Source organism: Sedimenticola thiotaurini (assembly GCF_001007875.1).
Taxonomy (GTDB): domain Bacteria; phylum Pseudomonadota; class Gammaproteobacteria; order Chromatiales; family Chromatiaceae; genus Sedimenticola; species Sedimenticola thiotaurini.
Genome location: NZ_CP011412.1, coordinates 489,617 through 502,139 on the forward strand (window position 1 = coordinate 489,617; position 12,523 = coordinate 502,139).

At 54.4% G+C, this 12,523-nt stretch carries 14 protein-coding genes; 8 read left to right on the forward strand and 6 right to left on the reverse strand.

What is annotated here, in order from left to right; genetic code table 11:
* The first annotated feature begins 30 nt into the window (after nt 1-30).
* Nucleotides 31-606, forward strand: a complete 576-nt coding sequence (locus AAY24_RS02115; RefSeq protein WP_046858279.1) for a chalcone isomerase family protein — start codon at nt 31-33, stop codon at nt 604-606.
* Nucleotides 607-690: 84 nt separating this feature from the next.
* Here the strand turns inward: AAY24_RS02115 and AAY24_RS19550 are convergent, their stop codons facing one another.
* Nucleotides 691-822 carry a hypothetical protein gene (locus AAY24_RS19550; protein ID WP_257720824.1) on the reverse strand — a complete coding sequence of 44 codons (132 nt, stop codon included), beginning with the start codon at nt 820-822 and terminating at the stop codon, nt 691-693.
* Nucleotides 823-874: 52 nt separating this feature from the next.
* Here AAY24_RS19550 and AAY24_RS02120 point away from each other — a divergent pair, with 52 nt between their 5' ends.
* Complete coding sequence (locus tag AAY24_RS02120; protein WP_046858280.1) at nt 875-1,582, forward strand: DUF3581 family protein; 708 nt, start codon at nt 875-877, stop codon at nt 1,580-1,582.
* Between the two features lie 86 nt (nt 1,583-1,668).
* On the opposite strand, the gene AAY24_RS02125 is transcribed toward AAY24_RS02120, so the two are convergent.
* Entirely contained in the window at nt 1,669-1,980 is a 312-nt protein-coding gene (locus AAY24_RS02125; RefSeq protein ID WP_199930465.1) for a hypothetical protein, read from the reverse strand.
* A gap of 306 nt (nt 1,981-2,286) precedes the next feature.
* On the opposite strand from AAY24_RS02125, the gene ubiM reads away from it, so the two are divergent.
* Nucleotides 2,287-3,489: a 5-demethoxyubiquinol-8 5-hydroxylase UbiM gene (gene ubiM, locus AAY24_RS02130; RefSeq protein ID WP_046858282.1), complete on the forward strand. Its 1,203-nt coding sequence runs from the start codon at nt 2,287-2,289 to the stop codon at nt 3,487-3,489.
* Here ubiM and AAY24_RS02135 read toward each other — a convergent pair.
* From AAY24_RS02135 to AAY24_RS02150, 3 genes are all read right to left on the reverse strand, one after another.
* Nucleotides 3,486-4,211, reverse strand: coding sequence for a DUF599 domain-containing protein (locus AAY24_RS02135; protein ID WP_046858283.1), 726 nt, complete (start codon nt 4,209-4,211; stop codon nt 3,486-3,488). The two genes, ubiM and AAY24_RS02135, sit on opposite strands and share 4 nt — an antisense overlap.
* Before the next feature lie 134 nt (nt 4,212-4,345).
* Entirely contained in the window at nt 4,346-6,154 is a 1,809-nt protein-coding gene (locus AAY24_RS02140; RefSeq protein ID WP_046858284.1) for an AMP-dependent synthetase/ligase, read from the reverse strand.
* Nucleotides 6,155-6,383: 229 nt separating this feature from the next.
* Nucleotides 6,384-7,103 (reverse strand): TetR/AcrR family transcriptional regulator, encoded by a 720-nt coding sequence (locus AAY24_RS02150; RefSeq protein WP_046860941.1) that lies wholly within the window; start codon nt 7,101-7,103, stop codon nt 6,384-6,386.
* 184 nt (nt 7,104-7,287) lie between these two features.
* Between AAY24_RS02150 and AAY24_RS02155 the strand changes: the two genes are divergently transcribed.
* The 3 genes from AAY24_RS02155 to AAY24_RS02165 all read left to right on the forward strand — a co-directional run bounded on the left by AAY24_RS02155 (nt 7,288) and on the right by AAY24_RS02165 (nt 8,746).
* Nucleotides 7,288-7,551, forward strand: coding sequence for a sulfurtransferase TusA family protein (locus tag AAY24_RS02155; protein WP_046858286.1), 264 nt, complete (start codon nt 7,288-7,290; stop codon nt 7,549-7,551).
* Nucleotides 7,552-7,631: 80 nt separating this feature from the next.
* On the forward strand, nt 7,632-8,261 hold the full coding sequence (locus AAY24_RS02160) for an MBL fold metallo-hydrolase (protein ID WP_046858287.1): 630 nt from the start codon (nt 7,632-7,634) through the stop codon (nt 8,259-8,261).
* Between the two features lie 11 nt (nt 8,262-8,272).
* A complete protein-coding gene (locus AAY24_RS02165; RefSeq protein WP_046858288.1) occupies nt 8,273-8,746 on the forward strand; it encodes a hemerythrin domain-containing protein in 474 nt (157 codons plus the stop codon).
* 17 nt (nt 8,747-8,763) lie between these two features.
* On the opposite strand, the gene AAY24_RS02170 is transcribed toward AAY24_RS02165, so the two are convergent.
* The gene (locus AAY24_RS02170) at nt 8,764-9,957 is read right to left on the reverse strand and encodes an aminotransferase-like domain-containing protein (protein ID WP_046858289.1); all 1,194 of its coding nucleotides are present in this window, start codon (nt 9,955-9,957) and stop codon (nt 8,764-8,766) included.
* Nucleotides 9,958-10,051: 94 nt separating this feature from the next.
* Here AAY24_RS02170 and AAY24_RS02175 point away from each other — a divergent pair, with 94 nt between their 5' ends.
* Both AAY24_RS02175 and AAY24_RS18360 read left to right on the forward strand, forming a co-directional pair.
* Complete coding sequence (locus AAY24_RS02175) at nt 10,052-11,014, forward strand: AraC family transcriptional regulator (RefSeq protein WP_052761003.1); 963 nt, start codon at nt 10,052-10,054, stop codon at nt 11,012-11,014.
* A gap of 138 nt (nt 11,015-11,152) precedes the next feature.
* Nucleotides 11,153-12,517: a GGDEF domain-containing protein gene (locus AAY24_RS18360; protein WP_052761004.1), complete on the forward strand. Its 1,365-nt coding sequence runs from the start codon at nt 11,153-11,155 to the stop codon at nt 12,515-12,517.
* The last annotated feature ends 6 nt before the right edge of the window (nt 12,518-12,523 follow it).

Consider the following 12,523-nt stretch of genomic DNA (forward strand, 5'->3'; position numbering starts at 1 on the left):
GGTAACGCAATTGGAGATCAGGGGATAGCAATGAAAAAGATACTAACAGGCGTGCTGGGATTGATCTGTCTGCTCTCGATACTACCCGCCAGCGCGGTTGAACTGGCCAAGGTAACCATTCCGGACCAGATCAACCAGGCAGGAAGCGATACCAGGCTGGTTTTGAATGGAGCGGGTATCCGCTACAAGTTTGTTTTCAAAATCTATATTGGTGCGCTCTACCTGCCGGAGAAAACCACACAGGCAGAGGAGGTCCTCAGCTCGACCGGCCCGAAACGGATCCTGATGCATTTTCTCTATGACAGAGTTGCAAAAAAGGATCTGGACAAGGCCTGGCTGGAGGGGTTTTCCGCCAATCATGACGATGAGGTCCTGGCCAAGCTGGAGGGGCGGATCAACCGCTTCGCAGGCCTGTTTTCCGACGTGGTCGAGGGGGATGTCATCTGGCTTGACCAGATTCCGGGAGAGGGAACCCGAATCTATTTCAATGGGGAGTTGAAGGAGACCATACCCGGTGCTGATTTTTACCAGGCCCTGCTGCGGATCTGGATCGGGGGCGAGCCGGTCACCAGTGGACTAAAGCGGGCTATGCTGGGTCAGGAGTAGGCTGGCTATACCTTATCAGCTGATACCACATCGGTGCCCCGGCAGCAGCTCCCCCGTTTTCGTGGGACGGTAGCCGGGGTAGATTCATTCACTACGCCCGAAAGTCCACTCTCCTGATCCCGGCCGTTTTCTGTGTTTTTTATGATCTGTCTTCCATTTTTCTATCAGGTTCACGGTTGCCATGGGTGCCGGATCTGATGAAATTTCGGTATTCATTCAAACACCTGATATGATGCGGCACGAATTCTATTGAATACCGGATAGACACATGGTTTTAACGGACTATTTTACGGAAGATGGTGATGGCCTCCGGTTCACCCGGCAACAGGCCAGTCGATTTGCCAAGGAGATAGCGGACGATTTCAATCCTTTACACCATCAGGATGCAAAGTTGTTTTGTGTCCCCGGCGATCTGTTGTTTGCGGTCACCCTGGCAAAGTATGGTTTGAGCCAGCGGATGTGCTTTACTTTCTCCGGCATGGTGAGCGACGGAATAAACCTGCAATTTCAGGAGCAGGGCGATCATGAGTTGATCCTGGTGGATGAGCAGCAGAAAACCTGCCTGGGGGTTGAACGCCACGGCCCGGTTTCCCACGATGCCGGGTTGATCATTGATTTTACCCGCCGCTATGTAGAGTTCTCCGGTAAAAACTTCCTCAACGTACTGGTGCCTCTGATGTCACGAGAGGGGGTAATGATCAATCCGGATAGACCTTTAGTGATCTATCAGCAGATGTCTATAGATCTGCAGTGCCTGGATATTGAGAATCCCTCCTTGGAACTGCAGGATACGGTGATCGAGGTGGATGGAAAGAAAGGGGACGTGCGGATGCTGTTCTGCCTGAAATCCGGCAACCGGGTGGTGGGAACCGGGGAGAAACGGATGGCACTGCGCGGCCTGAGAGCCTATGACCAGGCTGGAATGGATCGCATGGTGGACTCCTACGAGGGCTACCGGCAGGCCCATTCGGCCTGAACAACCAGACGAAAAAATATTCCGGGATCATTTGATTTGACGGCGAGTTGGGTGATCAAGCCTCCCGGCGATACTGCTTTTGAATATCAGAAAAAAAAGAGTAGCGAAAGTAGCGCACCAAGCACCAGCAGCACATAGGAGGCGGGTGCGATCCCTTCCCCTTTCATACGCATACCGACAAAACTCTCAAACCGGTTCCGGGTGACGATACTGAGAATTCCCAACAGGATAAAAAAAGTTCCGGTATAGGCACCGATCTGTTTTAGGATGTCGAATTTTTCATGATCCATCCCACTGACACCACCGCCGATGGTGGTAAACTTGTTCGCAAACGACTCTTCCGGTACAGCCAGAGCGGCGATCGACACAGCAAGTAACGTAATGAGCGACTTAATCATGCGATTTTCATCCACTGTTCCAGAAGCGTATCCCTTGATCAGGGGATAGATGTTCACGAATGTATAGCATGTATTGGTTCCCCCCTCAATCAGGGGACGGCAGTTAAACCTGACGTTTTTCAAGGTTGTGCGGTTGCTATGCTGACAATATGGCGGTAATCAGAAATTCCCCACTCCTCTGTTGATTGCCAGTGGTAAACGTTATGATGAAGGATCCATGCTGCAACTGCACCGCTGAGGCGGCACCAACGGGATGTGTGGGCACAAGATGCGCCAGTAGGGCACTGCTGGTCTGTTGAGGATTATATGAAGTATGACATCGTAATTATTGGTGCTGGACCGGCCGGGCTCAGTTTTGCCCGTTCTCTGGCGGAGACTGATCTGCGTGTACTGGTCGTGGAGCGATCGGGAATGGCTGACCTTCAGGCCCCGGCCATGGATGGGCGGGAGATAGCGCTGACCCATTTGTCAAAAAAGATCCTCACGGAGATGGGGGCGTTTGCCCGTATTCCGCAGGATTCCATCGCCCCGATGAAGCAGGCTCGGGTGATAAACGGGGATTCCTCTTACTCTCTCAAATTCGATAGCCGGAAAGAGGGGGTGGATGCGTTGGGTTACGTGGTGCCCAATTATCTGATCCGAAAGGCACTCTATGAAGAGGTGACTGACAGGGAAAATATCGAGATTCTTGCCGATACCTCAGTTCTCGATGTGCAGATTACACCAGCAGTGGCAACGGTTACCCTCTCCAATGGCGATGCTGTTGATGCCTCACTGGTGGTGGCGGCCGACAGCCGTTTTTCCGACACCCGGCGCCGGGTGGGTATCTCGGCATCCATCCAGGACTTTGGGCGGGTCGCCATCGTCAGTCGACTGGCCCACGAAAAGCCACACCACCGTATCGCCTATGAATGTTTTCACTATGGTCGGACATTGGCGATGCTGCCGTTGAACGGTAATCTCTCCTCCGCTGTGGTTACCGTCTCATCGGATATTGCCAGTCAAATACAGGCTATGGATGAAACGACTTTTGCTGCTGATGTGCAGGCGCGGTTTAATAATCGGCTCGGTAATATGGAACTGGTGGGGAAGCGTTACGCCTATCCGCTGGTGGCGGTGCATGCCAACAAGTTCGTTAAACCGCGTTTTGCCCTGATTGGTGATGCGGCGGTCGGTATGCATCCGGTGACTGCCCATGGCTTTAACCTGGGCCTGCGGGGACAGGACACCCTGTACAGGACGATCAGGCAGGCGCTCTTGCAGGGGCAGGATATCGGTGACCTCAAGGTACTGGAAAAGTATCAGAGCACACATATGCACGTCACCTGGCCGCTCTATACCGGCACCAATGAGATTGTCAGTCTCTATACCAATGATTCAGTGCCGGCAAAAATCCTGCGTGGACTGGTGTTGCGTTTGAGTAATAATTTTCCACCGGTTAAGCAGATGATCAGTAAAAAGCTGACGGAAGTTGGCGGACATGGGGAAGCGGGATTGCCGTTTTTCTAATCGATGGACTGTTCTGCCCGACTCATGATCAACTCGTTTAGCGTTCTGGACTTGAATTCACGCCGATAGAGTATCCAGACAATAGTCCCGCTCAAGGCGACAAACAACCAGGGGTTGATGAACCAGCCGAGTACCGCCAGGCTGAAATAGTAGGTCCGTAATCCCAGGTTGAAGTTATTTGCCGCCAGTGAGGCAACATGGGCGATTCTGAGGGAGATCGCTTTCCGTTCCCGTTCCGAGACCTGGGCGTCGGCGTTGGGCGCGCCACCCATCATCACCGAGCAGAATCCGTATTGTCTGAGACTCCAGGTGAACTTGAAGAAGGCGTAGGTAAACAGGCCGATCAGCAGGAGTAGCTTGATCTCCCACTCGCTACGACTGGCATCTGTGGCAAAAGGCACATCAGCCACCATGTCGATAACCTTGTCCGTTGAGCCCAGCACGGTAACCAGTCCCGCTACAATCAGCATTGTGGATGAGGCAAAAAACGCCACACTGCGTTCCAGGTTGGCCAGAGCGGTGGTATCAGATACCCGCACATCCCGTGTCAGCATCTGTTCCATCCATGCCTGGCGGTACTTGTGCATGACACTGGAGAGGCAATTGGTTGTACGGGCCATGCGTTGCGAGTAGAACATATAGCCGTAGAAACAGAGCGTGAACCAGATAACGGCCACGATGCTCTCCCAATGTGCTTCGATAAACAGGGTGATTTCGGTCATGGGCTATTACGGGCTTGGGGTTGCGGGATTAAACCAGCCCCAACTATAGCAAGTCGGGGCGCTTCAGGGCACGAATTATGGGCAGAGGGGTGCATGGCGCACTGTGGCATCAGGACGCCATGCTTGTCCAATCCCTAGTGCCCGCTATAGAGGTCGCTGATAAGCGGTTCGCAGTGTTCGATAATCAACTTGCGCTTGGTTTTCAATGTGGGAGTCAGATAGCCATTCTCCACACTCCACGCCTCCTCCAGCAGCCTGATCTTACGGACCTGGGCGTAGCCAGGGAACTCGCGTAACTGGTCATTAATCCGGCGATGGACATGGTCCATTACCCGATGATCCTGCAGGGAGTCGGCATTGTCCGGGTCCAGGTCCAGCCCCTCTGCGAGGCTTTTCCACTGTTCGCTCTCCAGTACAATCAGGGCAGAGAGGAACGGGCGTCCCTCGCCGATAATCATCACCTGTTCGATCAGTGCATCCATGGCGATGGCAATCTCCATGTCAGCGGGTGACACCTTTTCGCCATTGGCCAGTACAATGATGTCCTTGATTCGCCCGGTAATATAGACATGCCCGCTGGCATCAATCTTTGCTACATCCCCGGTATGGAGCCAGCCATCCTTGTCGATTACCCGTTCGGTCTCCTGTGGGTTATTCCAGAAACCGAGCATTACCGCGTTGCCTCTTGCCAGGAGTTCCCCGTTCTCGGCGATGGATAACTCAGTCCCGGGCAGGGGACGACCTACGCTTTCCGGTACATTGTCTTCGACGCGGTTCACCGCCAGCACCGGGCTGGTTTCGGTCAATCCATATCCCTGCAGCACCGGTACGCCTAATGCCAGGAAAGTGCGTGCAACCTCCGGGGGTAATGGCGCCCCCCCACTGATGGCTGTGCGCAGACGACCACCCAGTTTTTCCGTCACTTTGCTGGCTACCAGTTTATTCAGTAGTGGCCAGAGCAGTAACGAAGGGGACCAGTTGCCCCTGCCTTGCTGCCACTCAAAGCGTGTCCAGCCCACATTGACCGCCAGATTGAACAGGTGACGCACAAGGGGGGATTTTCCCTCCAGTCCTTCCTGAATTTTGGCATAGATCCGTTCATAAATACGTGGAACGCTGATCAGGAAGGTGGGGCGGATGATCTGTAAATCCTCGGCCAACTCCTGAATGGAACGTGCGTAGGCCACCGTAATCCCGGCCATCAGGGGAAGATAGTACCCGCCGGTACGCTCCAGCATATGGGATAGTGGCAGGAAGGAGAGCAGGATGTCATCGTCCTCTATAGTGGTGGTCTGCAGTGCTTCATAGGTGTTGCTGAGAATATTGTGATGACTCAGCATGACCCCCTTGGGATGCCCGGTAGTGCCTGATGTATAGACGATGGAACAGAGACCGTGTGGATCGAGGTTATCCACCACCTGGTACTCTCCTGCCGTATCCGGCAACCACTGCTCAAGATGGCAGATCCGGTCATCGTGCTCCATGCCGTCCAGGGAATCCAGGGAGATGATGCGATCAACGGTGGGTAGTTCATCCCTGACCGGGGCGAGATTTTGCCACTGTTCCGGCCCCTGGATCACCAGCAACTTGATGGCAGCCGCTTCAGCGATATAGGCCACATTGCCGCCGCGATCATTATAAAACAGTGGTACGCTGACCAGGCCCAGGCCCAGAGCCGCCTGATCAAACATGACCCACTCACGGCGGTTGGGCATCATTATGCCCACCCGATCTCCCGGTTTAAGCCCTTCCTGCAGGAAGGCGGCCTGCCACCGAGCGGTCTCGGTGCGCATTTCAGACCAGGTACTGTTTTTCCAGACCTGCTGTTCTGGGTCGTAGTAGCGATAAGCGATGTGATCAGGGGTACGGTGGGTACGTTCCTTAAACAGTCCTGCCAGTGTGACGGCGTCATCCAGGGAGATAATTTCCTGGTTGGCTTTCATAATGCTCTCCTCTCTTGAAACTGCTTGGCATCTTCTTGTCAGGCGGAAGGATGCACTCGGTTTCATTGCAACCTGGGTGGTCGTTTTCCCGGTTGTCGTGGCGGGGGGCTTTATCACCTGCATCGCCGGGCGAATTAACAATCTGATTATTATTCTTATAGCATGTTGCCGGCATAGCCACCGGCTTGTTGTCTAATTATCCGATTTGTTAAACAGTGTGCCTCCTGGATTAACTGGATTTATCTGGGATTCGGGTGTTTCTGTCTGCGCTTTTGAGTACAGCCGGTGGCGCGCTCAGACCACCTTTCAGAAATGGCAGCAGGTACTGGACAATGCCCTGTATATCGGTCGGGTCGCAATAACGACAGGATTCGATCATCTCCAGGGCATCGGTTCCCGCCAGGGTGAATGCCATCGCGCCGATTACAAAATGTACCCGCCAGGAGAGCTCTTCCTGGGAGAGGTCCGGAAGCGCTTTGGCCAGGGCGGCCCGATAACGCTTTTTAACCTCGTCGTACATGGGTGGCAGAAAATCGTGGATATCCGGTCCAGGTTCGGCATGGGGTCTTCCCAGCAACTTGATGAAATTGGTGCCGCCCTGTTTCGGATCCAAGCTGGCCCTGAGTGCCGGCTCCAAAAAGGCCTGGAGAATATCTTCCAGTGCCAGTGGAGTGTCGCCTGCCTTTCGCTCCAATGAATGGAGCATCTCTATGCGGGAACGATTCATCGGTTCAACACGACGCCGGAAAACCGCTCGGTAGAGCTGGACCTTTGAGCCGAAGTGGTAATTGATTGCGGCCAGATTGACCTTGGCTTGGGAAGTGATGGTCCGCATGGATGTGGCGGCGTAACCCTTCTCGGCAAAAATCTGCTCGGCAACGTCCAGAATCCGCTCCTTTGTTTCCGCTGGCGCTTTTAAATGGCAGCCACCGATATCATTTGCAACCATCGGGTTGGTACTGGAGAGGGTCACTGGATCGGATACCTTTTAATTTCTATTGACTTATTCGTGCAGTTAAACGATCGTTTGATTTTTTGTCAAGCCCCTATTTTACGCTAAGCTGGTGTAGTAGGTAAGGATCGTGCTAATTGCTGCATGTGCTATCTGAACCAGCGGGTTCCCGGAGGCTGCATTGTCAGAAGTTATTGAAACACTGAACTACGACCGGCTGCTTGATGTCAGCGGTCTGATCTGTCCCCTTCCGGTATTGAAAACCAAGGCGGCGCTCTCCCATATGGCGGTCGGCGAGGTATTGAAGGTGATCGTTACCCATCCGGATTCACGCCAGGAGTTTACGGTCCTTTGTCATTTGCCGGAGTTCGAGTTGCTGGCGCATCGGGAAGAGGGGGGAAGCTATCTTTACTGGATCAAAAAAACTGCCGGAAAGACGGTTTGAGCCGGCGCGCCGGATGGGCAAATGGGGGTGAACTTCCGGTATACTCACCATCCTGTTTTTTATTCTCAGAACGGTCAAGTATGAAATTTACTGTAATCCCAGTCACCCCGTTTGCCCAGAACTGTACGCTGCTCATCTGTGAAGAGACGGGCCGTGCTGCCGTTGTTGATCCTGGCGGCGATATCGAAACGATCCTGCATGAGGTGGAAGCACAGGGGGTAACCCTGGAGAAGATTCTGATTACCCATGCCCATATCGATCACGCCGGTGCGGCGGGTGAGTTGTCCAGGCGGCTTGGAATTCCTATCGAAGGGCCGCACCGGGAAGATAAGTTCTGGATTGACGGATTGGCTGATCAGGCCAGTATGTTCGGCTTCCCACCCGCTGAGTTATTTGAGCCGACTCGTTGGCTTGATCAAGGCGACCTGGTGCAGGTTGGCAACCAGCAACTTGAAGTACGGCACTGCCCGGGGCACACGCCCGGACACGTTGTGTTTTATAGTCCGGTTGAGAAGATCGCCCTGGTGGGCGATGTCCTGTTTAAGGGGTCGATCGGCCGAACAGACTTTCCAAAGGGTGATCATGACACCCTGTTACGCTCTATCCGCGAACAGCTTTGGAGCATGGGAGATGATGTGGAATTTATTCCGGGACATGGACCGGTCTCCACCATTGGCCATGAGCGGGCAACCAACCCGTTCCTGAACTGAGGCGTGGGCCGGTGAAACGCAGTGATCATCTTAAAACGCTCTCCTGGGAGCATCACGACGCCCTGAAGTTTGCACGCAATATCAAAAAAGGCATGAGTAACGGCACTGCGCCGGAGCGGATTGCCAACTATGCAATCTTCATTGTGGATACCCTGTTACGCCCCCACTTCGAACTGGAAGAGGAGTCCCTGGTCAAGCGACTGGATGCCAGTGAGGCGCAGGATATTGTGGTGAGCCAGGTGCTTGATGATCATCAGGAGTTCTACCGCCTGGTGGCCGCGATCCGCAAAGGGGAAGGTGATCTTGGGCGGCTGCTCGAGTCGTTTGTTGATCTGCTTAAACGACATGTGAAATGGGAAGAGCAGCGGTTCTTCCCCTTTTGTGAGCGGGTACTCTCGGAAGAGCAGCTAAACCTGGTCAGCGGTGAGCTGGATCGGGGCCATCTACCGGGGCAAGTCGCCTGGGATGACCCGTTCTGGAACTGATTGGTACACAGCAGTGGTCAGTAAGCCAGTGCGGTACTGCCGGTATCCCATCGGCCACCCTCAGTTATCAATCTGGTCAGGCGGCCGACCCCCTCTTCAATCATCTCGATGCTGCTGTTGGAGAAGTTCAGGCGCATGCTGTTATCTGATTCTCCGTTGATATAGAACGCCTCGCCGGGGACAAAGGCGACCCCTTCAGCAATGGCAGCCCGAAACAGTTCCAGGGTGCTTTCGTTACTGGACAGGGTGGCCCAAATAAACATGCCGCCCTGTGGTTTGGTGAACCGGATATTGTCCGCCAGGTGGCGGGTCAGTGCGGCCGACATGGCGTCCAGCCGTTCGCTGTAGGCGCGGCGGATCCTGTTCAGATGGGGTTCCAGGGCTCCGCTCTGCAGAAAACTGAGCACCAACTGCTGGTCATAACCACTGGAGTGCAGATCAGCCGCCTGTTTCAGCTTCTCCACCACCTTGATGACTTCCCGGGGGGCGCTGATCCATCCCAGGCGCAGGGCAGGGGCAATGGTCTTGGAAAAGGAGCCGAAATGGATCACCCGCTCCGGACCCAGGGCCTGCAGCGTGGGCAACGGTTCGCCGGAGTAGCGCAGGGCAGAGTAGGGGGCATCCTCAAGTATCCAGAAATTATACCGCTCCGCCAGATCGACCAGGCCTTTCCTGCGTTCCAGTGAGTAACTGGCACCGGTGGGATTCTGGAAATCGGTCACAGTATAGAAGCAGCGGATCGGTTCCCGGCTGACAACGGCCTCCAGGGCATCCAGGTCCGGACCCTCTTCGTCAGAGGGGATGGAGAGCAGCGTGGCCTGGTTGGCCCGCAACACCTGTAACGCGCCCAGGTAAGTGGGCGCCTCCACCAGCACCTTGTCACCTGGATCGACCAGGCAGCGGACCACCAGATCCAGGGCCTGCTGGGAACCGGTGGTGACAACCACCTGGTCAGCGTGGGTTCCGGAAGCACTCAACTGTTCAGCGATATGGCGGCGCAGAGGCAACAGGCCGGCTGTTTCACCGTATTGATAGAGCCTGTTCCCCAGTTGCTGCTGCATATGTTCCGAAGCCAGTTCCAGTTCGCTTACTGGAAACAGATCAGGATCGGGCAGGCCACCGGCGAAAGAGATGATGTCGGGTTGCTGGGTAACCGCGAGTATGTCCCGGATGAAAGAGCTGTTCAGGTTGATTGTGCGTTGTGCAAACATCTTGATATAGGTTGTCTGTTGTTTTTCTCTGCCTGGAGAATAGGCCAATCCGCGCCGAGGGATATTGATAGTATGGGGCAAATCATTTGTTCAAATGTGCTATTTTGATGCCATGAGTCCGCGTCAGAACATTGCCTATGAACATCAGTCCCGTATCAACGAGGCGCTATATCGGATTCATGCCAATCTGTCTGAATCCCTGACGGTGGCTGAACTGGCTCGCAGTGCCTGCTATTCCCCTTACCACTTTCAACGTATTTTCAAACAGATAACCGGTGAAAGTGTGCATGACTATATCCGGCGTTGCCGCCTGGAATGGGCCGCCAATCTGCTGATATACAATCCCAAAATGACCATTGTAGAGATTGGGGCGGAGTGCGGTTTCCACTCCAATGCGGCGTTCAATCACGCCTTCAAATCCTGGTTCAACTGCTCTCCAACCCAGTGGCGCCGGGAGGGATACGAAAATCGCAGCCGGACATTAAAGGCAGTCTGGTCTGCCTCGGCACAGAATCCCCATCGTCGCTACTATCGGGATACCCTGGACAGCCACGTCCAGACAATCCAGCGCCAGGTGGAGATCAAGCGTCTGCCTGCTCAACCGGTGGCCTGTATCCGGCATGTGGGGTACGACCAGAGTATCAGTGAAGTGTGGGAGAGATTGCTGGATTGGGGGAGCGCCCACGGGATTGATGTCCATACCCAGCAGATGATTGCCCTGCACCACAGCAACCCGGACCTGATTCCGATTGAGCAGTGCCGTTACGTCGCCTGCCTGAGTCTGCCGGAACGGGTCTACCCGGGCGACGGGGTCGGGGTGATGGAAATACCTGGCGGACTGCACGCCTGTTGCCGTGCGGAGGGCGGTTTCGGAGACCTGCTCTATCTCATGCGCGATCTCTACATGTACTGGCTACCGGCCAGTGATTATCGGGCCCGGAGTATCCCGCCCCATGCAGTTTACAGTGAAAATCACTTCATTAATCAGAGCGGCCTGTTCAAACTGGAGTTTCGCATCCCGGTGGCCCGGGACGCAGTCAGTGTCCATCGCTTTTGAAACTGATAAATACCTATTGAAACAGTAGGTTATCTTGGCGAGTGGTTTTTTATAGCCCCGCCTGATACAAGTCACAAACTGCCTGAAAATTGGCTCCGGGCACTGGAAATCCCTAATCCCTCCCCCTATGTTGGAGTTATGAACAGGGCACTGAACGCGCTATCGGCCAGTGTGTTTCTCTTCCTACTTTGCGGTGGTGTGGCTTATTTCGTTCTTGTACCTGATGGCCGGTTGATTCATCTTCCCCTGCACGTTTTTGTGGAGACGATGGGGGCCTTTACCGCCCTGCTGATCGCCCTGCTGATCATCATGCTGAAAGTGTATGGACGGCTCCCGGTGCGGTATATCTGGGTGGTCAGCGCACTGGTGGGTATGGGGACGCTGGATGGTTTTCACGCCCTGTCAGCGGACCCCCACTATTTTATGTTGTTCCACTCCCTGGCGATGCTGCTGGGCGGGGTGATGGCCACCCTGGTATGGATACCGGATCGAATAGCGCGTCAGGTGTCAGTTTATCGGTTGCAACTGCTGACCATGGTGCTGGCTCTGCTGCTTGGTGTGAGCATACCGATGCTCGTATCTTCCTTACCCATGATCTCCAGTGACCAGAGTTTTACCCCGCAGGCAAACCTGATCAATAGCTTGGCAGGTCTGCTGTTCCTGGTTGCTGCGGTCAATTTTCTGTGTGCCAGATATGCTGATTCTGTAAAGGGCCGGACGATTTTTGCCACCCATTATCTGCTGCTGGCGATGTCCGGTCTGATGTTTCAGTTCTCGTTTCTTTGGGATGTGCTCTGGTGGCATTGGCACCTGTTGCGGTTTACCGCCTATCTCATGGTCCTGTTCTATCTCTTTCTGTTCTCCCGTTCGGAAGAGCGGCAGCTGCTGGCACTCAATACCAAGCTCGAAGAGCAGGTCCTGAGACGTACCAGCCAATTGAACAGAGAACTCAGGGCACGCAAAAGGATCGAGAAGCGGTTAAAGCACCAGGCTACCCACGATCCGTTGACAGGGCTCTACAATCGCAACGAGCTGGAACGGCGCATTGCCGACGATCTGGCACGTGCCTCCCGCTACAACCATCCCATCTCTATTTTCATGGTGGATATCGATCACTTTAAAGATATCAATGACCGTTATGGCCATGTCAATGGCGATCGGGTTTTGTGCCGGGTTGCTGATGAGTTGGAGCGCTCCCTGCGTAAGACCGACTATGTGGCCCGTTATGGCGGCGAGGAGTTCCTGATAGTTCTTCCGGAGACGCCGCTGGCAATGGCGGTTGAACTGGGTGAACGCCTGCGACACCAGGTGGCTAGCCAGCGGATCGATCTGGCCGGTACGTCGGTAAGCGTGACCGTCAGTATTGGCGTAGCCAGTTATCCAGAGATTGACAGTGATCGGCATAAACTGTTGGATGCTGCAGATATGGCCATGTACCAGGCCAAGCATGATGGTCGCAACTGCCTGCGCAGTGCTGTCTCCAGCGCCAGCTTGAGCTCATAGGTTATC

Excerpts from the sequence above, each read along its gene's own strand:
- AAY24_RS02115 (WP_046858279.1), top strand. The coding sequence starts at position 31 with ATGAAAAAGATACTAACAGGCGTGCTGGGATTGATCTGTCTGCTCTCG.
- AAY24_RS19550 (WP_257720824.1), bottom strand. The coding sequence starts at position 822 with ATGAATACCGAAATTTCATCAGATCCGGCACCCATGGCAACCGTGAAC.
- AAY24_RS02120 (WP_046858280.1), top strand. The coding sequence starts at position 875 with ATGGTTTTAACGGACTATTTTACGGAAGATGGTGATGGCCTCCGGTTC.
- AAY24_RS02125 (WP_199930465.1), bottom strand. The coding sequence starts at position 1,980 with ATGATTAAGTCGCTCATTACGTTACTTGCTGTGTCGATCGCCGCTCTG.
- ubiM (WP_046858282.1), top strand. The coding sequence starts at position 2,287 with ATGAAGTATGACATCGTAATTATTGGTGCTGGACCGGCCGGGCTCAGT.
- AAY24_RS02135 (WP_046858283.1), bottom strand. The coding sequence starts at position 4,211 with ATGACCGAAATCACCCTGTTTATCGAAGCACATTGGGAGAGCATCGTG.
- AAY24_RS02140 (WP_046858284.1), bottom strand. The coding sequence starts at position 6,154 with ATGAAAGCCAACCAGGAAATTATCTCCCTGGATGACGCCGTCACACTG.
- AAY24_RS02150 (WP_046860941.1), bottom strand. The coding sequence starts at position 7,103 with ATGGTTGCAAATGATATCGGTGGCTGCCATTTAAAAGCGCCAGCGGAA.
- AAY24_RS02160 (WP_046858287.1), top strand. The coding sequence starts at position 7,632 with ATGAAATTTACTGTAATCCCAGTCACCCCGTTTGCCCAGAACTGTACG.
- AAY24_RS02170 (WP_046858289.1), bottom strand. The coding sequence starts at position 9,957 with ATGTTTGCACAACGCACAATCAACCTGAACAGCTCTTTCATCCGGGAC.
- AAY24_RS02175 (WP_052761003.1), top strand. The coding sequence starts at position 10,052 with ATGTGCTATTTTGATGCCATGAGTCCGCGTCAGAACATTGCCTATGAA.
- AAY24_RS18360 (WP_052761004.1), top strand. The coding sequence starts at position 11,153 with ATGAACAGGGCACTGAACGCGCTATCGGCCAGTGTGTTTCTCTTCCTA.